We start from the raw sequence: 24,746 nt of genomic DNA, 5'->3' as shown, positions 1-24,746 counted from the left end.
GGCGGACTCCACTCGAACAAGAACGATCAAAAAGAAAAAAGAATAAGAAACGTTATTTATATGACTCATGATTTTGGCGCCGACGTTAAGCCAGCGCGCCGCGTAACGGTAGCGGCGACCGTTACGATCCTGACGGAGGATCGTTTTCAGGACTGCGGATCATAACCTAAAGACGACCAGAGATCTTCCCCTTCCGCACAGTTTTGATCTTTTTATCCACAGGACAATCTTAGTACCCATGGCGAGGGAGAGAAGCGAAAGATCGTGCCGGCGATGGGTGTTCCAACGCCTTTCAGGGGCGGCGTTTGGCTGCGCCGGATAACAGAATCCGATTATTATTAAGAATATCAATTACCTGTTTCACTAACGGATTTAGCGTCGCCGGGATTAATGTCAATGGCATTGGTGGCGATAAAGCGGGATCTTGCGCACCACCAGATCGCGCGGATCGTCGCAGGATCCTTGCGCTTTATCACAGAGTCCGTATAATTCCCTGCCCGCGCGTCCACGCCTGTTTTCTGTGCTCGGCCAGACAGAAATCCAAAAATAATCGGCATGGCTGGCACGTAGCGCGTGATGTTAATTGACTCAGGACTGTACAATTATTACAATCCCGCCTCTTTCAGTTATATATGATTGTTATATGCGATTGAGGCGTCGGTCATTTTCACGCCGAGTAGCCAAACGCGTTTACTGTGAAGTCGTGTTTGTTCCCCGCGCAAGCTGGGATAAACCGTTAATTATCCAAGTTTAGGTAGAAATCGCCATGAAACGCACTTTCCAACCGTCCGTATTGAAGCGTAACCGTAGCCATGGTTTCCGTGCTCGTATGGCCACCAAAAATGGTCGTCTGGTTCTGGCCCGCCGTCGTGCGAAAGGCCGTACTCGTCTGTCTGTTTCCAAGTAATAAAAGCTAACCCACCGAGTGGTTAAGCTCGCTTTTCCCAGGGAGTTACGCTTGTTAACTCCCAGCCATTTCACTTTCGTCTTCCAGCAGCCGCAACGGGCTGGCACGCCGCAAATTACTATTCTCGGCCGCCTGAACACGCTGGGGCATCCCCGCATCGGTCTTACCGTCGCCAAAAAGCATGTTAAACGTGCTCATGAACGCAATCGGATTAAACGCCTGACGCGCGAAAGCTTTCGCCTGCATCAACATTCATTGCCGGCAATGGATTTTGTGGTGATCGCCAAAAAAGGGGTGTCTGAACTGGATAACCGAACGTTGACGGAAGCGTTGGAAAAATTATGGCGTCGGCACTGTCGTTTGGCTCCCGCCTGCTGATCGGGTTGATACGCGGTTATCAACTCGTTATCAGTCCGTTACTTGGACCACATTGCCGGTTCCGGCCGACGTGTTCACAATACGGTATTGAGGCAATACGCAGGTTCGGCATGATAAAAGGCAGTTGGTTGACGCTTAAACGCGTATTAAAATGCCACCCTTTGAACCCTGGTGGTGATGATCCCGTACCGCCAAAAACCGACAATAACAGAGAACATTAACGATGGATTCGCAACGCAATCTTCTTCTCATCGCTCTGCTATTCGTAACCTTTATGATCTGGCAGGCCTGGGAAACGGACAAAAATCCGCCAGTGACCACGCAAGCCATACAGCAGGCGACGAATGCAGCCTCCGGTGATGCTACCAACCAGGGCGTACCCGCCAGCGGTCAGGGTAAACCGATCACGGTTAAAACCGACGTGCTGTCTCTGACCATCAATACCCGCGGCGGCGACATCGAGCAAGCGCACCTGCTGGCTTACCCGGATACGCTGGGTTCCGATAACCCCTTCCTGCTGCTGGAAACCTCACCCGAGTTTGTCTACCAGGCGCAAAGCGGTCTGACCGGCAAAAACGGCCCGGACAACCCGGCTAACGGTCCGCGTCCATTGTATACCGTCACTCAGGCTCACTTCGAGCTGGCCGAGGGTCAATACGAATTGCGCATTCCGCTGACCTATACCGCGGCCGACGGCGTGACTTACACCAAAACGTTTGTCCTGAAACGCGGCGACTACGCGCTGAACGTTGAATACAGCATCAATAACGCCAGCGCGCAGCCGCTGGAGCTGACCCTGTTCGGCCAGTTAAAACAATCCGTCGAGTTGCCCAAGCACCGCGATACCGGCAGCAGCAACTTTGCGCTGCACACCTATCGCGGCGCGGCGTTCTCCTCCAGCGAAGACAAATACAAGAAATACAGCTTCGGCGATATCACGGATGAAAACCTGAATATCACCACCAACGGCGGCTGGGTAGCCATGCTGCAGCAATACTTCGCCACCGCCTGGATCCCCACTACCGCCGGGGCCAACACCTTCTATACCAGCAACCTCGGCAACGGGCAGGCGGCGATTGGCTTTAAAGGCGCGCCGGTTGTTGTTACTCCGGGCAGCCGGCAGAACCTGAACGCCACCCTGTGGGTCGGCCCGGAAATTCAGGACAAGATGGCCGCCGTCGCGCCGCATCTGGACCTGACCGTTGATTACGGCTGGCTGTGGTTTATTTCCCAGCCGCTGTTCAAACTGTTGAAATTCCTGCACGGCTTTATCGGCAACTGGGGCTTCTCCATTATCGCCATCACCTTTATCGTGCGCGGTATCATGTACCCGCTGACCAAGGCGCAGTACACCTCAATGGCGAAAATGCGCATGCTGCAGCCGAAGCTGACGGCGATGCGCGAGCGTATCGGCGACGACAAACAGCGCATGAGTCAGGAAATGATGGCGCTGTACAAGTCGGAGAAGGTAAACCCGCTGGGCGGCTGCTTCCCGCTGCTGGTTCAGATGCCGATCTTCCTGGCGCTGTACTACATGCTGATGGGCTCCGTCGAACTGCGTCATGCGCCGTTCGCCCTGTGGATCCACGACCTGTCGGCGCAAGACCCGTACTACATTCTGCCGATCCTGATGGGCGTGACGATGTTCTTTATCCAGAAGATGTCGCCGACCACCGTCACCGACCCGATGCAGCAGAAGATCATGACTTATATGCCGGTGATTTTCACCGTGTTCTTCCTGTGGTTCCCGTCCGGTCTGGTGCTGTACTATATCGTCAGCAACCTGGTGACCATCATTCAGCAGCAGTTGATTTACCGTGGTTTGGAAAAACGTGGCTTGCACAGCCGCGAGAAAAAATAACCACGCTGATGGACAATCATTGAGAATAAGGCGGTCAATGACCGCCTTTTTTTATAACCTGAGAGACAGAGACGACCATGAGCAATACCGACACCATCGTAGCCCAAGCCACGCCACCGGGACGCGGCGGGGTAGGTATTTTACGCGTATCCGGACGGGCGGCGTCGGCCGTGGCGCAAGCCGTACTGGGCAAACTGCCCCGGCCGCGCCGCGCGGACTATCTGCCCTTTCGCGATAGCGACGGCACGCCTCTCGATCAGGGTATCGCCCTGTGGTTTCCCGGCCCCAACTCCTTCACCGGCGAAGACGTGCTGGAGCTGCAGGGACACGGCGGCCCGGTGATTCTCGATTTGCTGTTGCAACGTATTCTGGCCCTGCCGGAGGTGCGTATCGCACGCCCCGGCGAGTTTTCCGAACGCGCTTTCCTGAACGACAAACTCGATCTGGCGCAGGCGGAAGCCATCGCCGACCTGATCGACGCCAGCTCCGAACAGGCGGCCCGCTCGGCGCTTAATTCATTGCAGGGGGCATTTTCCTCCCGCATCAACCATCTGGTGGAAGCGCTTACTCACCTGAGAATCTACGTGGAGGCGGCGATTGATTTTCCAGATGAGGAAATTGATTTTCTCTCCGATGGGAAAATTGAAAGGCAGCTCGACAATGTGATGGCCGATCTGGACGCGGTCCGCGCCGAAGCCCATCAGGGCAGCCTGCTGCGCGAAGGCATGAAGGTAGTGATCGCCGGACGGCCCAACGCCGGGAAATCCAGCCTGCTCAACGCGTTGGCCGGGCGGGAAGCGGCGATCGTCACCGATATCGCCGGAACCACCCGCGACGTGCTGCGCGAACACATCCATATCGACGGAATGCCGCTGCATATCATTGATACCGCGGGTCTGCGCGATGCCAATGATGAAGTTGAACGCATCGGCATCGAACGCGCCTGGCAGGAAATAGAACAGGCCGACCGGGTGCTGTTTATGGTCGACGGCACCACCACTCAAGCCGTGGAGCCCGCGGCGATCTGGCCTGAGTTTATCGCCCGGCTGCCGAAAACCTTGCCGATTACCGTGGTGCGCAATAAAGCCGACATCACCGGCGAACCGCTGGGGCTTGAAAATGTAAGTGACTACTCACTTATTCGCCTCTCGGCGCGCACCGGTGAAGGCATAGAGACATTACGCGAGCATCTCAAGCAAAGCATGGGATTCACCAGCAGCACCGAAGGCGGCTTCCTGGCCCGCCGACGCCACCTGCAAGCGCTGGAACAGGCGGCGCAACATCTGATTCAGGGCAAAGAACAGTTAGTGAGCGCTTACGCCGGAGAGCTATTGGCAGAGGAACTGCGCCTGGCGCAACAGGCATTGAGCGAAATCACCGGCGAATTCACCTCCGACGACCTGTTAGGACGGATTTTTTCCAGCTTCTGCATCGGCAAGTAACGCCAAGTCCGTAAACGTCCACTCACTTCCACTGATCCCGCATAGCTGACTGTTATGCGGGATTTTTTGTTCCGCTGGCGTCTATTTACTTCTGCTGAGAACCGGGAAATACTTCAGGCATAAGCGAATGCTGTCGATGCGCAAGTCGAAGAAAATAGACGAAACTCTATTCCAGCTTCCGCATTAACTGTAATTAGTTGTTCAAATATTGTTCTATCGCGACGCACAAGGTAAACTAGTAAAAGGTAATACCTTGTACTCCTTGTGAGGCCAGTATCATGTCAACATCAAGCACCACACTCAAAATCGACGACAACCTTAAAGAACGAGTTAAAAAACTGGCGGCTTCTCGCGATCGTAGCCCGCATTATCTGATGATTGCCGCTATCACCCAATATATTGAACGTGAAGAGGCGCGCGAAAGCTTTAAGCAGGAAGCGCTTGATTCCTGGCGTGAATATCAGGAAACCGGCCTGCATCTGACTGGTGATGAAGTCAAAACCTGGCTGCGTGGTTGGGGAACAGAAACGGAAACGGACATTCCTGAATGCCACAAGTGATCATTACTCAACGAGCGGCAACCGGATTAACTCGCGGTCGTGAGTTTCTGACCAATAAAAATCCGCTGGCAGCTATCAAGGCCGGTCAAGTGCTCGAAGCGCATTTTGAGCAACTGGAAAACAAACCAGAAATGGGCCGCCCTTTTATTGAGCTGCCTATATTGCGGGAATTGATGATTGAATTCGGAGATTCCGGCTATGTGGCGTTGTACCGCTATGAGAAAATAGAAGACCGTATTTATGTGCTGGCCTTTCGTCATCAGAAAGAAGCAGGATATTAACCCGCCAGAAATCATAATGTTATAAGCACCTTCCGTTTTGTGTCCATAATTGTGCCCACCATGAAAAAATACAATTGTAAATCAATCAGATGTCCACGTTTCCCAGCCTCTGTACTGGTGCTGCCGAGCGGCAGCATCATCTGGCGCAAGAAGGCACAAGGCTTCGACGCCGCAACCTGCGGCCTGATCCAGACCAACCCCGTCATGGCCTTGCCGATGCGGCATGTCTGCCGCGCCGTCGCCCGTGACTATAGAGCAAAGGAACGATGCCGTTCGCGCCTTGCCGTGCATTTTTGATCGCCGATGATTATCACACGGGCAACCGTGCTGTTGAGACGGCGCATGTCATTGAGGAACTGTATCCCGATGGCCAAGCACTTCCAAGCAGCGCTGGAGCGCGAAACGACTCTGGGGCTGACCCTGGAAGAAATCGCCTTCTACGACGCCTTGGCCAATAATGAAAGCGCCGTGCGAGAATTGGGCGACGACATCCTCAAGAAGATCGCCGAGAAGCTGCGCAACAGCACCACCGTGGGCTATCGGGTCAACTCCATACGTGCCACCCAGTTCCGCCAATGGGCGACCGGCGTTTTGCGCGAATTCGCCATCAAGGGCTATGTGCTGGACCGCCAGCGCATGGAAAACGGCTGTTTCCTGGGTGAGGACTACTTCGAGCGACTGCTGGCGGAAATTCGTGAAATCCGCCTCAGCGAGCGGCGCTTCTACCAAAAAATCACTGACATCTACGCCACCAGCCTGGATTACAATAAGGATGCGCCGACCACCAAGGCGTTTTTCGCCAAGGCACAGACAAATACGTTCCAATACAAACACAAAACGCATAGTTATGGTATTTTCCTTGAACCTGAATTACCTATAAAAATAAAGTACCCATAACGGATACTTTATTCGGAAGGAATAGATTAGAAATTATATTGCAGGCCCAGGCGATTCTGCCAGAAAGCATAATCGTAAAGCGGCGAGGTTTGTACCCCGAAAAAATTAGACAAACTTAATCCTTTTAATGCGCCGCCAAATTGGTAAATACCAAAGACCACATATTCAGACTGATTGCGACTGGATGCGGCCGCTGAACTTTTCAGATCCATAAAGGAATAGTAAGTCCCGATGCTCAATGCCGGCATGATTTGATAAGTGATACGGGTGGAATAGGCATTGCCGGTACCGAGATCCTGGGTACTGGTAAAGTAGGGTTGAGCAAAATATTTACCCGATGAGGTGCTGCTGGAATACGGCGTAACCAGCGCCCCGTTCAGGTATGCTTCGGGGTTGGAGACCATATGGCTGTAGTTGATGGACCACTTCACCTTGCTGCCTGGCGTCAGCGCCAACTGCACGCCGTAAGAGGTGTTGTCCGCCTCACCGCGCAAGCGCTCGCCCTGGCCGCTGCCGCGAATAAACTGCACGCCGATATCCGGCTGCCACGGCGCGGCTTTCCACTGGCTATGCGCTTCGCTGTAGAAAATATTCACGTAGTCGTCATAGCTTTCATACCACAATTGGCCGCTCAGGGTGATGTCGCCCGCCTGTTTCGAACGTCCCGCTCCTACCGCCCAGGCGCCGTTGGTTTCCTCCTTAATGGCGCTGTACGAGCTGGTCGCCAGGAATTTATCGCTGCGCCACGGCTTATAGCGGTATACCTTGGTGGCATGCAAGAAATCGGTTTTATCGCCCCAGTGCATGTCAACGGCGCGAAACAGGATCGGCGTAATACGCCAGTCATAGTCGCTCATAAAGGGAATATCGATGCGCTGATCGCCGGCGGTGAAGCGAAAATCCTGATATTGCCAGCGCAGCCAGGCTTCCCCCACGCCGTTCTGATTGGTCGCCAGTTCCGTTACCCCGCGCCCCGCGCCCGGTGAACGCCACTGCTGCTGATAAATACCGCCGATACCCGCGCTGATACCGTAATATGGGGCCGTTTGAAATAGGATATTGCCGCCATAGCTGGCGGTATCCTGATTATTATCCCTGACGAAATAGGCATTCTTTGTGGAGTAATAAAGGGTACGCAGCGAGCCGTGTACAGAACCACAGCGCAACGCGTCAAGCGGATTTTCCACCCCGTAGGCATTTTGCGTACAGGTTTGCCCCAGATTGCTGCTAATGGGTTTTACCGCCGCTGGCGATTCGGCGAAGGCTGATGCGTGTAATAATACCGCGGTTGCCACCGCACAGCCGGAAAATAAACGGACAGCGTCAATATCCCCGGTGAATAAAGATACAATGTTATGTTTCACAGTTAGATTCCTACAACAAGAATTAAAATAAGCCACCTTGCAACAAGGAATAGCCAGGTAGAACAACTGCGATGATCCTATTTTTGCAGGTTAATGATTATTATGTTCAATACGAATGTTATCACTACACTCCGTCATTTCTGTACACGCGGGAATTTCCGCCAGAATAAAATGTTCATTCGCGCGGAGAATGCCGGTTTATTGATGCGAATGCTCAATCTTTTATTATTTTGTTATTTCCCTAACCACATTTTCATGACGCCAGATTATCCATCCGTTGCCACAATTTCTCCGCGGTCTGGCGGGCATGGAAATAAATTTCCTCCACGTCGAACGGGAAGCGGCGATCTTCATACACCAGGTTGCCCGCCACCATCACGCTGTGCACACTGGCCGAATTGAGCGCGAACGCCAGATGTCCGGCCAGATTCTCCGCGCGGAGCGGCGTGGGGGATTGATAATCGCAAATGGTCAAATCAGCCTGATAACCCGCCGCCAGCGTACCGAATTGGGCATTAAAGTTGCGCTCCAGCAGCAGGTTGCCCTGGTGCAGGAACCGCAGGAAGCGATCCGGCCACAGCGCGCCACCCGCATCACGGTGTTTGAAACAGGCAAATTTCAGCTCTTCGAACATATCTGCGCCGATACCGTCCGTCCCCAACGCCACATGACGGTACTCAGCCAGGCGCGGGTTGTAGCCCACCTGATTGTTCATATTGGAGCGGGCGTTATGCACCAGACACCCGTCAAACTCATTGATCACCGCCACATCCTGCGCCGAAAGAAAAAGGCCGTGCGCGATCAGGCTTTTCTCGTTGAGCAACCCGGCCCGCGCCAGTCGCGCCATCGGATCAACGCCATAATGATGATGACTGTGAGAAACGTCATAGCGGTCTTCCGCCACGTGAATATGCAGCCCGCGTCCCGTGATCTGTATGGCTTCCGCCAGCAATTCCAGCCCGGCATCGCTCAGGGTAAACGGTGCATGCGCGCCGATATGGGCCTCGACCAAATAGGGCGTTTTACCGGACTTGTTATCCAGATCGATACGCTGCGCAAAGCGGATATTCTCTTCCACGCCGCGACGCAGTTCATCCAGTCCGCCATTGCGAACGGTGGTTTCATAGCAGGTCATGCCGCGCAGACCGGCGGTGAGGAATCCCCGGCGCAAAATATCCAGCGATCCGCTAATCAGCGACGGCGAGGCATGGTGATCGATCACCGACGTGCACCCTTGCTTAATGGCTTCCAGCGAGCAAACCAGCCCACTGTAATACAGCGATTCTTCATCCAGCGCGCGGTCCAGTTTCCACCACAGATTCTTTAGCGTGGAGATAAAATCCGGACAAGGTTCAATACGTGCCAGAATCCCGCGCGCCAGCCCGGAGTAAAAATGGTTGTGGGCGCAGACGATACCCGGCATGACCAGCCGCCCCTGCATCTCTTTCACCGTCGCCGCCGGATAGCGCGCCGTCAGATTTTTTCCCACGGCAACAATCGCGGTGCCGTCAATGGCGATATCCACGTTCTCATCTACCAGGGCGGGGTCAAACTGCACCGCCGTAGCATTACGCAAAATCAGCATGAATTACTCCTCCACTGCGCCAAGCAAATAGTGATGATGATGATAAACCGTTGAAATAATGCGGCACATGTCAGCCAATTCCGCTGGAGCGCTGGCAATGACGCCGTGCCGATCGATCGCCAGGTGATAAATCTGCTGTTCATGGCGCACCAGAACGCCGTCCTCATCCAACAGAAAACCGGGATTGCTGCTGGCGGCAAAATCCTGACGTAAATTGAAGATGGTCACTTTATCCCGGTACGGTTTACCGTCCCACGGGCAGAACTGGGCGCAGTTGCCGCATTCATTGCAATAGGCATCGATATGCAGCGTCTGGAAACGATCGCGAAATCCGGGCACCGCGAGGGAGATATTGGCGCGGTTGGGGCACACATCCACGCACTTGGCGCACACATAGTTGCACGACAGGCAGCGCTGCGCTTCCTGTTGCGCAAACGCATCCTGCTCACCCGCGCCGACCAGTTTTACCTCGATCGCCCCTTTACGGCGGTAGATATCCGCAGGATCGGTATTCAGCCAGCGTTTGGCGGCATGGTCGTCCTGAAGATTCTCTCTGCGTAAAATGGCGTCCGCGGCGCGCCGCGCCGCGCCCATCGCGGCGACAATGGATGCCGGGCCGCTTTGCGCATCGCCAATCAGGAACACATTATCGCGTTGCGTTTCCTGGGTTGTGCTATCCACCACCGGCACGCCGTTTGCCGCCAGCGGGATGCCCAGCCGGGCCAGCGCCTCGTAGTCCGGATCTTCCCCAACGGCCGAGATCAATGCATCCAGATGCAGCGCCTCGGTACGATCGGTTGGCCGCGGGCGGGCTCTGCCCTGGGCATCCGGCTCACCGGGTTGCATGATCCGCAGCGTCACCGCGCCGTCCGCATCAAACCGTTCCGGGTTAACCCAGAAGCGGAACGCCGCCCCGGCGCGGCGCGCCTCTTCCACCTCTTCGCGCCAGGCAGGCATATCTCGTTCACCGCGACGGTAAAGAATGGTCACCTGCTCAACGCCAGGTACGCGCAAAGCGGCACGCGCGCAATCCATCGCGGTATTCCCTGCGCCAATCACGCCGACGGAACGACCGAGAGATAACGGTTCTGCACGGTTGAAGCGCCGCAGGAACCGGAACGACGGCCACACCGCGCGGTTGTCCCCGGCCAGCGTCACATCACGGCTGCGATAGGCGCCTGTCCCCACGCAAACATAGCTATATCCGCGTTGATGCAGCATATCGATCGTCAGCCCACCGTCGCAGCCATATTCAAACTGTACGCCGTGCCGCGCGACAAAATCGATATCGTGCCGGATCTTCTCTACCGGAATACGGAACTGCGGCACCACATGGCGAACCACGCCGCCCGCGCTCTGTTCCCGCTCAAACACCGTAACCGGATGCCCCGCCCGCGCCAGAAAATATCCCGCAGCCAGGCCCGCCGGACCGGCGCCGATCACCGCAACCGGGTGGCGGCTGCCCGACCCCGCCGGTTTACACCAGCGTCGTTGATACTCCGCCCAGCCCTTTTCCAGCGCGATTCGTTTGATTTCACGGATATTCAACGCGCTGTCGTAATCCAGCCGGGTACAGTTGGACTGACACTGGTGATCGCAGATATGACCGGTAATCGCCGGCAACGCGTTACGCTGATAAATCAGCTCCAGCGCTTCGGTATAGCGCCCCGCCCCAGCCAGGCGCAAATATTCGGGAATATCCTGATGGATGGCGCACGCGCTGACGCAGGGGGCAACGCAACAATCGGCAGGCGGCAAGACGCCGCCCGCGTCTATCGACGTTTCCAGCTTCCAGGATTTCTGGTGGTAATCCGCCGTTAACGCCGTTTGCGCCAGCGCCTCCAGTCGGTCGACATCCACCGTGGTCAATTCCCAGCCCGCAGACGTCTCCAGTTCTTGCGCACAGGCGGCAAGGCGCAGATAGCCGCCGGGTTTGAGCAGATCGGTCGCCATGGTGATGGGGTGAATACCGGTTTCATGAATGGCGCGAATATTGAGCTGGCTGGCGCCGCCGGAATAGGAGATCGGCAATTTTCCCTGGAAATGGCGCGATAACACGGCGGCGACGTTAATCGAAATAGGGAACAGCGCCCGGCCGGACATGTACATTTCATCCCCCGGCAGGCGTTGTTTATGGTTGCCCGCCCCCAGCGTGTTGGTGAGTTTCACCCCGAATTCCAACCCCTGTCGGCGCGCCAGCGTCAGCAAACGCGCCAACATGGTCAGCGCCCGTTCAAGCTGCAAATCGTGCAGGAAAGAGGCTTCTTTTAACTGGATGTAATCAAATCCGCAGCGATCCAGGATCTGGCGTACGCGCGAGTAGCCCAACAGCGTGGGATTCAGCTTCACGAAAGTGTGCAGCTTTTTCTCTTCCAGCATGTAACGGCAAATCGCTTCGATTTCATCGGGCGGGCACCCGTGCATGGTGGATAAGGTGACGCCGCTGACCAGCCGGGAAGGAATGCGTTCCGGCAGGGCCGCCAGCGCGGCCCGGCTGGCTTGCGAGGCGATATCACGCAGCGTATCGGCGCCGGAAACCCAGTGTGCCAACGTCTGACGATAGCGCTGAAAGGCAGGTGAATCAGCGGCATCCATCATGGTTGCGATAAAGGTTTGCATCGGCGCCTGCCGAATGCCTTTCAGGTCATAGCCCACGCTCATATTGAAAATAAACGAGCGCCCCTGTTCAGGCGCGCGCGGCGCGAACAGGCACTCCAGCAACCACAGGGCGAACCACGCCTTCAAATATTCATCGGCGGCTTTCACCAGAGTGAACTCGGTAGACCATTCGGTATTAAACCCTTCGTCTTGCGCATCGATGCAGGGTTTTTCCAGTTCAAGCCTGTCCAGAATCTGCACCGTTTTCAGTTCGATAAAGCTGCCGCCGGTCAGCCATGCGGTAATGATATTTTGCGCCAACTGGGTATGCGGCCCTGCCGCCGGTCCCACCGGGGTATCGCAGACTTCACCGAACACGCGCATGTGCCGATTGGGGTTGCGGCGATAGAACTGGCTCTCAGGGATGCCAAAAATAGCGCGACTTTGCCGGTATTCGGAAAACATTCTCTCCAGCAATTGCTCAAACGGAATGGGACGCATCACATCACCCACATTGCTCTCCTTTATTTAATTGTTATTACTTGTTGTCACTACGCAAAAGCAATATGCAGGCCAGAAATGGGGCACTCGTTGGGTCTTGCCAGTAATAACGCGCGATATCGCCCTCTGCCGACCAGACGAAATAAGTATGATGACGGCGCCGGGTCGATGTTATTTGGCTCAGCGCGGCGTTTTTGCAAATTAATAATCGCGTTTCTCATTTTGAGAAAATAATGCGCAGTTGCCAGCCTCAGCCGCCGCTTCATTCGCGCCGCAAGGCATGGAATGCGCAGGCACAAAACTTGCATTACCCCATCTTCACTCATTATTTACGCGGGGAACGGAATGGGGCTTTTTACTCACGCAGCGGAACTGGAAAAAAACAACCGGGCCTTCGCGCTTATCCAGATCGTGGAAAGCCGGGGCTCGACGCCCCGCCATAACGCCAGCATGCTGGTCGATGAGGACGGCAACAGTACGGGAACCATAGGCGGAGGTATGATGGAACGGCTGGTGCTGGAACAGGCTAAAGAGGCCTTGGCGCTAGGGGAATCCCGCATATTCAGCGGGCGCATGGCGCGTCAGGGCGAAGGTGCGGTGGGCTCGGACTGCGGCGGCGCCATGAAGGTACATATCGCGGTGCAGCCGCGTCGCCCGCAGTTGGTGCTGCTGGGCGCGGGCCACGTTAACCGGGCCATCGCCGTGGTTGGCGCGCCGCTCGGCTTCGAAATTACGCTGGTGGATACCTGGCCGGAAAATCTGGACCATCCAGACCTGCCCGACGCCAGCCGCAAGTTGCTCGCTGAGAGTTTTACCGCCGGTATCCGGCAGTTGACGCTGGACCATCACAGCTATGTGGTGATCGCCACCAATCATCAGGACAGGGAGGCGCTGGAGCACGCCATTGGCAACCCGGTGCGCTATCTGGGGCTGCTGGCCAGCCGACGCAAGATCCAGACCTTTCGCGCCGAACTGGAGAAAAACGGCGTTGATGCCGCCGCCATCGCCGCCCTGCGTTCGCCCATCGGGCTGGATATCGGCGCCGAAACGCCCGAAGAGATCGCCATCAGCGTGCTGGCGGAGATCCTCCAGGTGAAAAACGGCGCCAGCGCGACATCGCTCCAGCCCGCCACGCTGGCGGTGGTGTCAAAATAACGCGTCGGCAGGCGGCGCGCTAAACGGCTCGCGGCGCAGAAAGCGGCCATGACCTGCGCGGCCGCTAAACACGCCATCCCGCCAGACAACCTCTCCCCGGCTCAGGGTCATGATCGGCCAGCCGCGGCACGTCATTCCCTCATAGGGGGAGTAGTCTCCGTTATCATGCATCTCATCATGGCGTAGCGTGGCGCGACGCTGCGGATCGAACAGCACCAGATCGGCATCGGCGCCGGGCATCAGGTTTCCTTTCCGCGGCCACAGGCCAAACAGCTGTGCCGGGCGGGCGCTGGTGAGCGCGACAAACCGCTCAGGGCTGATGCGCCCCGCCGCCACACCGCTGGAGTAAAGCAGCGCCAGACGGTTTTCCACCCCCGGCAGCCCATTGGGACAACGGCTGAAATCGCCGTCGGAGAGCGCCTGGCGTTGACGCAGAGAAAAATTACAGTGGTCGGTCGCCAGCGTCGCGATACTGCCGTCCTCCAGCCCTTGCCACAGCGCCTCTTGCTCAGCCCGCCCGCGCAGCGGCGGGCTGAGAATATACTTCATCCCGTCTGGCTCCAGGTAACGGCTGTCGTCCAGCAGCAGGTATTGCGGGCAGGTTTCCGCCCACACCGGCTGACCCTTGCGCTGCGCCAGCCGCAGGTAATCCAGCCCCAGACCGTTGGACAGGTGGACGATATACAGCGGCGCGTTATCCGCCAGCGCCGCCAGATTGATCATGCGCGCGATCGCCTCCGCCTCGCAGGCTAGCGGTCGGCTTAAGGCATGATAGATCGGCGCAGTGTTGCCCTGACGCAGCAAGGCCGCGCGGCGCAACCGGATCGCCGCATCATTCTCCGGGTGCACCGTGGTTAACGCCCCCACCTGACGCAACCGCTGCAGCGCCTGCAATACCGCCGCATCATCCAGCTTATACTGGTAGGTCAGGTAGAGTTTGAAACTGCTGATCCCTTCCTGCGCCACCATCGAGGCCATTTCATCCAGGATCGCCGCGTCCACATGCTGTACCACCGCGTGGAAACTGTAGTCGATCACCGCCTGACCGTCGGCATAGGCATGATAACGCGCCAGTTGATGATGCAGATCGCACCCCGCCGGCCCAAAGCCCATGTGATCGACAATGGTGGTGGTGCCGCCGCACGCCGCCGCACGGGTGCCGGTAAAAAAATCGTCGCAGCTGCGGCCAATGCCCACATCAATATTGAAATGGGTATGTACGTCAATGCCGCCCGGCATCACCTGACATCCGGCGGCATCAATCACTTCCATCTCCGGCGTGGCGGCGATATGACGCCCGCGCCGCGCGATCCGCCCCTTTTCGATCAGCAGATCTTCATCATACCGCCCCTGATGATCGATCAACGTACCGCCTTTAAGTAAACGCTTCATGAGGCTCTCCTGTTGCAGGTTGGGGGTGATTAACCCATCTGCGGGTGCCCTTCCCACACCACTTCCCGATAGTGTTGACGGTCGGTATCGCCTTCGGAACTGACCACCAGCACGCAGGAGGAGGCATCCAGCCCCAACTGAGCCAGCAGCGCCTTACGCCGGGGGCTGTGCAATATCGCCGCCAGCACGCCCATACCGACGGCGCCCGACTCGCCGGAAACAATACGCGCGTCCTGCCCCAGCGGATTGCCCAATACGCGCATACCGAGCGCCGTTACCCGGTCTTCACAGGAGATAAACTGGCGGCAACAATCCCGCAGACGCGGCCAGCCTAACGGATTGGGTTCGCCGCAGGCCAGCCCCGCCATCATGGTGTCCATGGCGCCGCCCACGGCGACAACCTCCCCTTGCTGTGCGGAGCGAAACAGGCAGTCGGCGCGCTCCGGCTCAACGATAACCGCGCGCAACGGTTCCGCACCGTAGCAGTTGACCAGATAGTCCAGCACCCCCGCCGCCATAGCCCCCACGCCGGCCTGAAGAAAGACGTGGGTCGGCGCCGGCCAGTGATTCTCAGCTATCTGCTCGACAGCCTCCACCGCCAGCGTCGCATACCCTTGCATAATCCATGAAGGGATCTTTTCGTAACCCGGCCAGGCGGTATCCTGCACCACTTCCCACCCCTTTTCCCGCGCGGTTTGCATGGTCAGGCGCACGGTATCGTCGTAATTCATGTCGGTGACGATGCACTCCGCTCCCAGACTGGTGATATGGGCCACCCGTTCGGCCGAAGCGCCCCTTGGCATATAGACAACCGCCTGTTGCCCCAGCGCCTTGGCGGCCCAGGCTACCCCGCGTCCGTGGTTGCCGTCCGTGGTGGTGGCAAAGGTGATACGTTCCGGCAGCGCGGCGCGGCCTTGCTCAAAAGAAAAGTCGGCAAGGGAAAAATGATATTTTTCGCATACGCAACGGGCAATGGCATACGCCCCGCCGAGGATTTTGAACGCGTTCAGCCCGAAACGCCGAGATTCGTCTTTCACCAACACCCGCCCCACCCCCAGTTCCGCGGCAAACGCCGCCAGTGAGTGCAACGGCGTAGGACTATATCCCGGCATCCGCCGATGAAAGGCGCGCGCCTGTTCCGCCTGTTCGCGGCTGAACAGGGCGCTTCCCTGTGGGGCAAAGTGAGCGTTATCGGCAATCCGCATCCGTAGTGAAAACGTTGACATGTTGGCATCCTGATGATGTTGATGGAGTTATTCACCCTTGACAGGTTCAATATCTGTGCCAGTTTGTAGTTGCAGCAAAAAGCGCAATGTCGAATAATCAAAAACAGGAAAAAATGAGCTATCACGCCGCGTGGCGTGGCCGCTCACGGTGCCGTTGCCCGATATTTTCCGCACTGGCAGTGCGCCATCACCTCATCACGCCTCGTGCGGCAGGCGAAGAGATGATGCGCATTCTCAAAATGAGAAACCGCCGCGCGGCGTTGGCCTTCCCGGCAGGTGCCGATGTTACCCGATACAAGAGCGTAGCCCATGACGAGCAAGACCCTGTCTCTGATGCATATCCAGCCCACGATCCGGCATTTTACGCAGATGCTCAGTCAGGTATTGCGGCTTGAAGTTGAAATCGTCGATAACCAGTTGCTGCGCGTCGCGGGAAGCGGCCCGTATCGTTCTCGTATCGGCCATCCGTCGAATAATACCCGCCTGCTGCAATACGTCATTGATAACAAGCAAGAGAAAGCGGTCATTCATTCGCAGCACGATCCGATTTGCCAAAGCTGCGATCGGTACGGCAGCTGTGGCGAACTGGCCTTTCTCGGCCTGCCGGTGATGCACGAAGGCCGCTGTCTGGGCGTGATCAGCCTCGCGGCGATCAACCAGGAACAGCAACAACGGTTACAGGAAAATATCACCGTTTTTTCCGATTACGTGCGGCATATTTCCTCGCTGTTGATTGCCAACCTGACGAAAAGTCCCACCACCAACGATGGCATGGATGTGTTGTTTACCACGCTTATCAACAGTATGGATCAGGGTATTCTGGTGCTTGATGAGCATGGCATCATTACCTTCGCCAATCAGAATGCGCTAACGCTGCTCAATACCCGTTGGGAAACGCTTGCCCAGACCCCGGTGACCATCCGCCCGTTGGTCGCCAGTAAAGACTTCGCCAACGGCAATGCGCAGCACGTGATTTCCTTCGCTACCCGGCAGGAAGTGGCGATCGGCCAGCACCACAACGGAAAAAACCGCCAGTTGTTTCTGTTTGCCTTTCATCAGTCCGAACGCCCGGCGCCGGTCGATAAGGCGGGCAGCGAACCCCGTATCGGACAGTTTATCGGCAATGCGCCCGCGGTTCAGGCGCTAAAACAGCTCATCGCCCGTTTTGCCGACAGCCCCTCCAGCATTATGATCACCGGGGAGAGCGGCAGCGGTAAAGAGGTGCTGGCACGTTCGATTCATCAGGTAGGACGGCGCAGCCTGCATCCTTTCATTGCCATCAACTGTGCGGCGATCCCGGAGCATCTGCTGGAGAGCGAACTGTTCGGCTACGTCAAAGGCGCGTTTACCGGCGCCGCGCCCAACGGCAAGGCCGGGCTGATTCAGTCCGCCCATTTTGGCACCTTGTTTCTCGACGAAATCGGCGATATGCCGCTGACATTACAGGCCAAGCTGCTGCGGGTGTTGGAAACGCGCGAGGTGATGCCGCTGGGGGCCGGTAAGCCGGTGGCCGTGGATATCCGAATCATTTCCGCTACCCACCAGAATTTGGCGCGGGCGATCGAAGACGGAACGTTCCGCGAAGATCTCTACTATCGTCTGAAGGTGATTCCGGTGGCGATCCCGCCGTTGCGGGAGCGCACGGCGGATATCGAATTGCTGGTGCACCATTTTCTCAACCTGCATACCCGGCGCATCGGCAGTACCTACCCTGGCGTTAGCCGGGAAGTCATGGCATTGCTGCGCCATTACCGCTGGCCGGGCAATGTGCGCGAATTGAGTAATCTGGTGGAGTATCTGGTGAATATCGTGCCCGACGGCGAGGTGATTGATCCGACGCTGCTGCCGCCGCACTTTCATAGTACGGCGGCGGCAGTGCCGCCTGCGGTTGAAACGGCTCCCACGGATGACGCTGCGCGCGCCGTTCCTCCCAGCCTGAAACAGTTGGAGCACCAACGCATCGAGGAAGCGCTACACCGCGGCGTGAGCAAAACGCAACTGGCGCAAGAGCTGGATATCAGCGTTGCCACCCTGTATCGAAAAATCAAAAAGTACCGGCTAAGCGATATCCGTTAACCCGATCCGACGGCTAACGACGCCGCAGCAACTGCTGATACTGCTCCGGCGTGTCCATATCCCAATGAATCGCGCCATCCGCCACCGACACCCGCCGTTGGCCGTGGCGCGCAATGAGCGCTTTCATCGACGAGTCGTTACCAGCCGCCAGTACCGCCGCGCGCATGGCTGGCGGCAACAGCACAGGGTGACCCTTTCCTTGTGCGTATTCCGGGATCAGACAGCTCGCGTCGCGCTGTCGCCACAGCGTGCGGTATACCGCCCCGCTGACCGCCGGCATATCCCCCAACGCCAGAAAGAAATGCCCCTCGTCCACGGCCTCCACGCCACGGCGAATGGAGGAAAACATCCCCTGGGTAAAGCCTTCATTGTGGCGCAAGGTGATGCGCGAGTGGCCGCCATAGCGCCAATTCAACTCCGCACCGCGAAAACCGGTGACCAGCACCACGCGATCGCAGAAAGATAGCGCCGCGGCCAGCGCGCCGTCGAGCACCGTTCCCTCGCCCCAGGGCAGCATCATTTTCCACTGCCCCATGCGGCTGGAGAGGCCCGCCGCCAGCATCAGACAGACCTTGGGTTTCATGCCGATCGCTCCAGAATCATCACTGGGCCAACACCGCTTTAATGGAGGTGATAATCGGCTGGTAACCGGTGCAGCGGCACAGGTTGCCTTCCAGCGCCTCGCGAATCTCTTCGTCGTCCGGCCGTGGGTTGGCATCCAGCAGCGCCTTGGCGCTGATCAGCACGCCGGGCGTGCAGAAACCACACTGCACGCCGCCGTGGCGAATGAAGGCATTTTGCAGTTTAACCCCCACCGGATCCTGATGCAGCGCTTCCACCGTGGTGATCTCCGCGCCATCGCACTGCGCCACCAGCAGCAGACAAGAGCAGACCGCGCGCCCGTTCATGATGACAGAGCAGGCGCCGCACTCTCCGACGGAACACCCTTCCTTGGTGCCGGTCAGCCGGCGATCGTCACGCAGGTAATCCAGCAAGCGGGTATTGTCGTCGACGCTGGCCCGCACCCGAATGCCGTTAATCTTCATTTCTACATCAATCATGGGTTACTCCTGCTCAGCCAGTTCCGCCATCACCTGACGGAACATGTCGAGATAAACCGGGATTTTGTAAGGAGCAGACCAGCGACCGCCGATAGCCTGCGTCACCATCCCTTCCAACGCCGCCGCCGCATGATCGATAACCGCCTGCGTCGGTGGGTTGCCCAACAGCGCCTGCTCTACCGCCGTCAGCCGCTGAGGCTTGCCGAACACCGCGCCGTCCGCCAGACGGCACAGTTCGATACGCCCTTGCGCATCCAATCGAAACAGCGCGGTGAGGCTCTGGCGCGTGATATTCACGGCGCTACGCCGCCCCAGTTGCAGATAAAACGGGCGCAGCGCGCCCGTCGGCGGGGGCGGCAGAATAATGCGGGTTAATAATTCCCCCGCTCGCAACTGAGTACGGTAACCGCCGATGATAAAGGATTCGAGCGGCATGCGGCGGCTTGCGCCGGCGCTGCGCAGTTCCACTTCGGCGCCATAGACCATCAGCGGCGGGACGGAGTCCGCACAGGGCGCGGCATTGACGATATTGCCCCCCACCGTCGCCCGGTTGCGCAGTTGCAACGACCCCACCGTACGACACGCGGTGACCAGCAGCGGGTAATCCCGCACTAAGCGCGCATCGGCCGCCAGATCGGTAAAACAGATGCCCGCGCCAATGCTGACGCCATCGCCTTGCGCGCTGATGCCGTGTAATTCGTTCAGCCCGGCGATATTCACCAGACGTACCGGCGTCGTTTTCAAACGTGCCTGCACCAGCACATCCGTGCCGCCCGCCAATGCCTGTGCGCCCTCCAGCGCCAGCAGCGCCAACGCCTGTTGCAGATTGGCGGGCCGGCTGACCTCAAGGGTGTTGAGACGAAGCACTTGCTTGCGTTCACCATCATGGGCTTGCGCTTCGCTCTGCCGCGCCGGTTTTTTCAGGTTGTAGCCCAGCCGCACCTGTTCCAGCGTCAGCGGCAGCGTGCGATTCCAGCGGCCAACGGCAAAACTCACCGCGTTGTTCAGCGCCGCGCCGCCCAGCTCCAACACCGGTTCGCCAATCACCTTGGCGCCGTAAGGACCGGCCCGATCGTGATTTTCCACCGCAATCACCCGGATGTTCGGTATGTCGCGGATGGTCGGCAGCAGGTAGGTATCGAAATTCTCCGATTTCACTTCCCCGTTTTCGATATTGAAATCTTCCAGCATGCCGTAACCGATCATCCCTTGCACCACGCCGCCGTATACCTGGCCTTCAAAACCGACGCGGTTAACTACCTTGCCCACATCATGCACCGCGGTAATATCCAGCAGCGTGACTTTTCCAGTACGGGTATCTACGGCCACATCCGCCACCTGACAACCGTACACCCAGGTGAAATAAGGACTGCCGCACCCCTTTTCTTCATCCCAGTGAATGGCAGGCGCCACATGCCAGCCGTAGGCGGAGAGATTAGCGCCGGCGGCCCTGGTGAGTGCGACCGCCTGACGGAAATCCATACTGCGATTCAGATCGGCGCGGTTGAATACCTTGCCGTCGCGCCACATCAAATCATCAAGCCCGTGCGCCCCCAACTGCGCCGCGACGGCCTCGGCCATGCGCCGTTTGATCTTGCCCGCTGCGTTGAGCACCGCCTGCCCGCCCATTAGCGTACCGCGTGACGCCACGGTGGAGCCGCCGTCGGCAATCATCGCCGTGGCGGGATCGGTAAACATGATCCACGACAGCGGCAGCCCAAAGGCTTCCGCCGCAATCATCGACATCGCCGTTTGCAGCCCTTGACCATTCTCCGATACCGCGGTGGAGATATTGACGCTGCCGTCCGCATTAACCTGAATCAGCGCCGACGAGGCATCCAATCCCTCCGCCCCCAGTGAACATCCCCGGTGGCTTAACGCCAGGCCGATGCCGTATTTGATCGGCCCGCCCTGCGCATTCAATTGCCGATAGCGTTCGCGCCTGGCGATAAAATCAGCGCCGTCAGCCGCTTTCGCCAGCACTTCTTCGGCGGAAACCCGGTGTTCGCTGAACACCTGCCCCGCCATACTGGTATCCCCCTGCCGCAGGATATTGCGCCGGCGCAGTTCCAGCGGCGATAATCCAAGCGCGGCGGCCACTTCATCCATCAGCGACTCGTTGGCCAGGATCACCTGGGGCGCGCCAAAGCCGCGAAACGCCGAGGTGTAGTTGTTGTTGGTGTATACCCCCGTCACATCGACCCGCACGTTCGGAATGCGATACGGTCCCGCCGCCTGCACCGAACTGCGCCAGGTCACAAACGGCGTCTGCCCGGCGTAGCTGCCGCCATCCGCCAGTACGTCAATCTTGATGGCCTGAATACGCGCGTCGTCATCCAATCCGATTTTGTATTTCATCTTGTACGGATGACGTTTGTAGCTCTCGCGCATCGATTGTTCGCGGTTGTAGGTAAACTTGACCGGTCTGCCCGTCAAATGGCATAACAGCGCCGCCCGACACGCCAGATGGTCGATAATGTCGTCTTTACCGCCGAAGGAGCCCCCGATGACGGCGCGTTTGACGTTGACGAGCGCCTGCGGCAGACCAAGGTATTTCGCGACAAAGCCGCGCACGCGGTGAGCATTCTGCACCGACCCCGACAGCGTCATGATTTGTTCGTTATCATCAAGCCAGGCGATGATCGATTCCGGTTCAATGTAGGCGTGCTCCTGATAACCCACCTCATATTCCCGTTCGAAAATATGGCTGGAGACGGCGAAGCCCGCCTCAATATCGCCTTTGATGGTATGGTGGTGATTGATCACGTTGCCGGCGCTGCCGGGGTGGATCAGCCTGGCATCCGGCTTCAGCGCATCCTCCACGCGGGTAATGGGCGCGCACGGCGTGTAGCGCACGCGAATGTTATCCGCCGCCAGACAGGCCGCCTCATAGCTTTCGGCCGCGATCACCGCGATCACGTCGCCGCGAAAGGCGATATTCTCCTTCACCAGCGGCGGATAGTCCGCTATCACCACGCCGATGTGGCTCTCACCGGGGACGTCGCTCCAGGTGGCGATCTTCACCACGCCCGGCACCTGCAATGCCGCGCTGAGATCGACCTCTTCCACACGGCCCGCGGCGATGTCCGCATAGCGGCATACGCCGTACAGCATGCCTTTCAGGGTGATATCGTCACCGTACACCGCGCTGCCCTTGACCTTGGCCAGACCATCAACGCGCGGTACTTCGCGGCCAACCACTTGCATTTCCATCACGCTTTTCTCTTCCGCCATGGTTAACCTCATTGGTGACGCGGGCTGCCGTCCGCCAGCAGCGCTTCACCCTTGAGCATGGTGATGGGGCCGTAGGCGTTGGGCTGACGATGTAAGTCAAAATTGAACGTGGTGCGTTTGTAGATCTGGCAGAAATCGAGATCGCAGCGTGCGATCGCCACCTCATCGCCTTTGGTGACGCAACTGGCCACCACTTCGCCGGACGGGGCAATAATGCAACTGCCGCCAATGTGCTCTACGCCCTCTTCCGTCCCCGCTTTGGCCACGCCGACCACCCAGGTGCCGTTCTGATATGCCCCGGCCTGCATGGAGAGCTGGTTATGAAACAGCGACAGGTCATCGTGTTCCGGCGCGGGGGCGTTATGCACCGGGGTGTTGTAGCCGATCAGCACCATTTCCACGCCTTGCAGCCCCATGACGCGGTAGGTTTCGCACCAGCGGCGATCGTTACAAATCGCCATGCCGAACCGGCCGCCAAAGGCGTCAAACACCGGAAATTCACTGCCCGGCGTGAAATAGCGTTTCTCCAGATGCTGAAACGCGCGCCAGGGTTCATGCTCACGGTGCCCCGGCAGGTGCACTTTGTGGTATTTGCCGACGATGTCGCCGTTTTTATCCACCAGGATCGCGGTGTTAAAACGCCGTTTTTCCCCCTGTTCCACGCTCAGTTCGGCATAACCCAGGCAAAAACCCACCTGTAATTCCCGCGCCAGGCTGAACAGCGGCTGCGTCTCTTTTCCCGGCATTGCGGCCTCGCACCACCTGTCCAGTTGCGCTTCATCTTCGATATACCAACGCGGGAAAAAGGTAGTGAGCGCCAGCTCTGGATAGACGACCAGTTCCGCCCCCAGCCGATGCGCTTCCCGCATCAGGCTCATCAGACGCGCCACCACGGCGGCACGGGAATCTTTTTTATTGACCGGCCCTAACTGGCCGATAGCGACATTGACATAACGCGCCATATGTATTTTCTCCTGTAAACGCATTCGGTATCAGGCGCGATCGGCGCGCTGTATCACCGCACCCAGCAGAACGTTCGCGCCCGCGATCAGATCCTGCGGCGCCGTGAATTCCTGTGTGTTATGGCTTAACCCCGCCCGGCTTGGAACAAAGATCATCCCGGCCGGGCACATGGCCGCCATGATTTGCGCATCATGCCCGGCGCCGCTCGGCATGCGGCGGGACGGTAACCCGCGTTCACGGGCCTGCGCCGCGACCAGCGCCACCATTTCCGGCGCAAACGGGGTCGGTTCGAAACGGGCCAGCGTTTTGCGTAACAGCGCTACTCCCTCCTCTTCCGCCGCCTGTGCGGCGAATGCCCACAGACGCTGTTCCGCCTGATACAGCGCCTCGGCATCGGTATTGCGCAAATCCACCGTCAACGTCACGGTATCGGGGATCACATTGACCAGATTAGGGCTGAACACCGCGTGCCCGACGGTCGCCACCTGATCGCCCCCCAGCTCTTGCGCCAGTTGGCGGGCAAAAACGCCGATACGCGCCGCCACGTACCCGGCATCCCGGCGTAAACGCATCGGCGTGGTGCCCGCATGGTTGGCAACCCCTTGCAGTTGGAATTCGCTCCAGGAGATGCCCTGCACGCCTTCCACCACCCCAATGGCGAGCCCTTCCTCATCCAGCACCGGCCCTTGCTCGATGTGCAGTTCGAAATAGCTGTCCACGCGGTTATTGCCCACCGGGGCCGGGCCGTCATAGCCGATTTGCCGTAGCGCATCGCCCACGGCGACGCCGTCAATACCTCGCGTCGCCAGCGCCGTTTCCAGTGCTAATCCGCCCTGATAGACCAGACTGCCCATCATGTCGGGTTGAAAACGCGAGCCCTCCTCGTTGGTGAAGAAAGCCGCCGCAATCGGCCGACGCAGGTGAAGGCCCGCATCCTTCAACGTGGCAATCACCTCCAGCCCGGACAGTACGCCGTAGTTACCGTCATACAGCCCGCCCGTCGCCACGGTATCGATATGCGATCCCATCATCACCGCCGGCCCATCGGTCAATCCGGGGTAGACGCCAACGGTATTGCCGATGGCATCCACCGTGATATCCAGCCCCAGCGCCCGCATGCGCGCAACGACCCAATCCCGCCCCTGCCTGTCTTCCTCGCTGAGCGCCAGCCGGCACACGCCGCCCTGCGGCAACGCGCCAATCTTGCCCAGTTCATACAGCGACGCCATCAAACGTTCGCCGTTAATGCATAAATCGCCAGTCAT

20 protein-coding genes and 1 pseudogene are annotated in these 24,746 nt (G+C 58.1%); 11 read left to right on the top strand and 10 right to left on the bottom strand.

Annotation, left to right across the window (positions count from 1 at the left end):
* Positions 1-766: 766 nt before the first annotated feature.
* The 9 genes and pseudogenes from rpmH to rhuM all read left to right on the top strand — a co-directional run.
* Positions 767-907: a 50S ribosomal protein L34 gene (gene rpmH / locus EH206_RS22980; RefSeq protein WP_009115147.1), complete on the top strand. Its 141-nt coding sequence runs from the start codon at positions 767-769 to the stop codon at positions 905-907.
* 18 nt (positions 908-925) lie between these two features.
* Positions 926-1,285, top strand: coding sequence for a ribonuclease P protein component (rnpA, locus tag EH206_RS22975; protein ID WP_009115146.1), 360 nt, complete (start codon positions 926-928; stop codon positions 1,283-1,285).
* Positions 1,249-1,506, top strand: coding sequence for a membrane protein insertion efficiency factor YidD (yidD, locus tag EH206_RS22970; RefSeq protein WP_009115145.1), 258 nt, complete (start codon positions 1,249-1,251; stop codon positions 1,504-1,506). Before rnpA ends, yidD begins: the two co-directional genes overlap by 37 nt.
* A gap of 2 nt (positions 1,507-1,508) precedes the next feature.
* Positions 1,509-3,146 carry a membrane protein insertase YidC gene (gene yidC / locus EH206_RS22965; protein WP_009115144.1) on the top strand — a complete coding sequence of 546 codons (1,638 nt, stop codon included), beginning with the start codon at positions 1,509-1,511 and terminating at the stop codon, positions 3,144-3,146.
* Between the two features lie 77 nt (positions 3,147-3,223).
* Positions 3,224-4,588 carry a tRNA uridine-5-carboxymethylaminomethyl(34) synthesis GTPase MnmE gene (gene mnmE, locus EH206_RS22960; RefSeq protein WP_009115143.1) on the top strand — a complete coding sequence of 455 codons (1,365 nt, stop codon included), beginning with the start codon at positions 3,224-3,226 and terminating at the stop codon, positions 4,586-4,588.
* Positions 4,589-4,866: 278 nt separating this feature from the next.
* Positions 4,867-5,148 (top strand): CopG family ribbon-helix-helix protein, encoded by a 282-nt coding sequence (locus EH206_RS22955; RefSeq protein ID WP_009115142.1) that lies wholly within the window; start codon positions 4,867-4,869, stop codon positions 5,146-5,148.
* Positions 5,136-5,429, top strand: coding sequence for a type II toxin-antitoxin system RelE/ParE family toxin (locus tag EH206_RS22950; protein ID WP_009115141.1), 294 nt, complete (start codon positions 5,136-5,138; stop codon positions 5,427-5,429). The genes EH206_RS22955 and EH206_RS22950 overlap by 13 nt, the downstream gene beginning before the upstream one ends.
* A 60-nt stretch (positions 5,430-5,489) precedes the next feature.
* Positions 5,490-5,726 (top strand): hypothetical protein, encoded by a 237-nt coding sequence (locus EH206_RS22945; protein ID WP_136163950.1) that lies wholly within the window; start codon positions 5,490-5,492, stop codon positions 5,724-5,726.
* Between the two features lie 23 nt (positions 5,727-5,749).
* A pseudogene (rhuM, locus tag EH206_RS23720) lies at positions 5,750-6,326 on the top strand (RhuM family protein); the annotation flags it as partial.
* 26 nt (positions 6,327-6,352) lie between these two features.
* Here the strand turns inward: rhuM and EH206_RS22935 are convergent.
* From EH206_RS22935 to ygfK, 3 genes are all read right to left on the bottom strand, one after another.
* Positions 6,353-7,690 (bottom strand): hypothetical protein, encoded by a 1,338-nt coding sequence (locus EH206_RS22935; RefSeq protein WP_009115139.1) that lies wholly within the window; start codon positions 7,688-7,690, stop codon positions 6,353-6,355.
* Positions 7,691-7,943: 253 nt separating this feature from the next.
* Positions 7,944-9,275, bottom strand: a complete 1,332-nt coding sequence (ssnA, locus tag EH206_RS22930; protein ID WP_009115138.1) for a putative aminohydrolase SsnA — start codon at positions 9,273-9,275, stop codon at positions 7,944-7,946.
* Between the two features lie 3 nt (positions 9,276-9,278).
* The gene (gene ygfK / locus EH206_RS22925; RefSeq protein ID WP_009115137.1) at positions 9,279-12,386 is read right to left on the bottom strand and encodes a putative selenate reductase subunit YgfK; all 3,108 of its coding nucleotides are present in this window, start codon (positions 12,384-12,386) and stop codon (positions 9,279-9,281) included.
* 333 nt (positions 12,387-12,719) lie between these two features.
* Here ygfK and EH206_RS22920 point away from each other — a divergent pair, with 333 nt between their 5' ends.
* Entirely contained in the window at positions 12,720-13,529 is an 810-nt protein-coding gene (locus EH206_RS22920) for an XdhC family protein (RefSeq protein ID WP_009115136.1), read from the top strand.
* Here EH206_RS22920 and hydA read toward each other — a convergent pair.
* Positions 13,521-14,921, bottom strand: a complete 1,401-nt coding sequence (gene hydA, locus EH206_RS22915; protein WP_009115135.1) for a dihydropyrimidinase — start codon at positions 14,919-14,921, stop codon at positions 13,521-13,523. The two genes, EH206_RS22920 and hydA, sit on opposite strands and share 9 nt — an antisense overlap.
* A gap of 29 nt (positions 14,922-14,950) precedes the next feature.
* Positions 14,951-16,147 (bottom strand): diaminopropionate ammonia-lyase, encoded by a 1,197-nt coding sequence (locus EH206_RS22910; protein ID WP_009115134.1) that lies wholly within the window; start codon positions 16,145-16,147, stop codon positions 14,951-14,953.
* A 309-nt stretch (positions 16,148-16,456) separates the two neighbouring features.
* On the opposite strand from EH206_RS22910, the gene EH206_RS22905 reads away from it, so the two are divergent.
* Entirely contained in the window at positions 16,457-18,223 is a 1,767-nt protein-coding gene (locus EH206_RS22905) for a sigma-54 interaction domain-containing protein (RefSeq protein WP_009115133.1), read from the top strand.
* Positions 18,224-18,236: 13 nt separating this feature from the next.
* Here EH206_RS22905 and EH206_RS22900 read toward each other — a convergent pair whose 3' ends face one another.
* The 5 genes from EH206_RS22900 to EH206_RS22880 are packed head-to-tail and all read right to left on the bottom strand — an operon-like array spanning position 18,237 to position 24,746.
* Positions 18,237-18,806, bottom strand: a complete 570-nt coding sequence (locus EH206_RS22900; protein ID WP_009115132.1) for an NTP transferase domain-containing protein — start codon at positions 18,804-18,806, stop codon at positions 18,237-18,239.
* Positions 18,807-18,825: 19 nt separating this feature from the next.
* Positions 18,826-19,284, bottom strand: a complete 459-nt coding sequence (locus tag EH206_RS22895; RefSeq protein WP_009115131.1) for a (2Fe-2S)-binding protein — start codon at positions 19,282-19,284, stop codon at positions 18,826-18,828.
* A gap of 3 nt (positions 19,285-19,287) precedes the next feature.
* Complete coding sequence (locus EH206_RS22890) at positions 19,288-22,497, bottom strand: molybdopterin cofactor-binding domain-containing protein (RefSeq protein WP_040344230.1); 3,210 nt, start codon at positions 22,495-22,497, stop codon at positions 19,288-19,290.
* Positions 22,498-22,526: 29 nt separating this feature from the next.
* Positions 22,527-23,480, bottom strand: a complete 954-nt coding sequence (locus tag EH206_RS22885; protein ID WP_009115129.1) for an N-carbamoyl-D-amino-acid hydrolase — start codon at positions 23,478-23,480, stop codon at positions 22,527-22,529.
* 30 nt (positions 23,481-23,510) lie between these two features.
* The gene (locus tag EH206_RS22880; RefSeq protein WP_009115128.1) at positions 23,511-24,746 is read right to left on the bottom strand and encodes a Zn-dependent hydrolase; all 1,236 of its coding nucleotides are present in this window, start codon (positions 24,744-24,746) and stop codon (positions 23,511-23,513) included.

The organism is Brenneria nigrifluens DSM 30175 = ATCC 13028, assembly GCF_005484965.1.
GTDB classification, from domain to species: domain Bacteria; phylum Pseudomonadota; class Gammaproteobacteria; order Enterobacterales; family Enterobacteriaceae; genus Brenneria; species Brenneria nigrifluens.
This window is presented reverse-complemented; position numbering and strand designations above follow the sequence as displayed.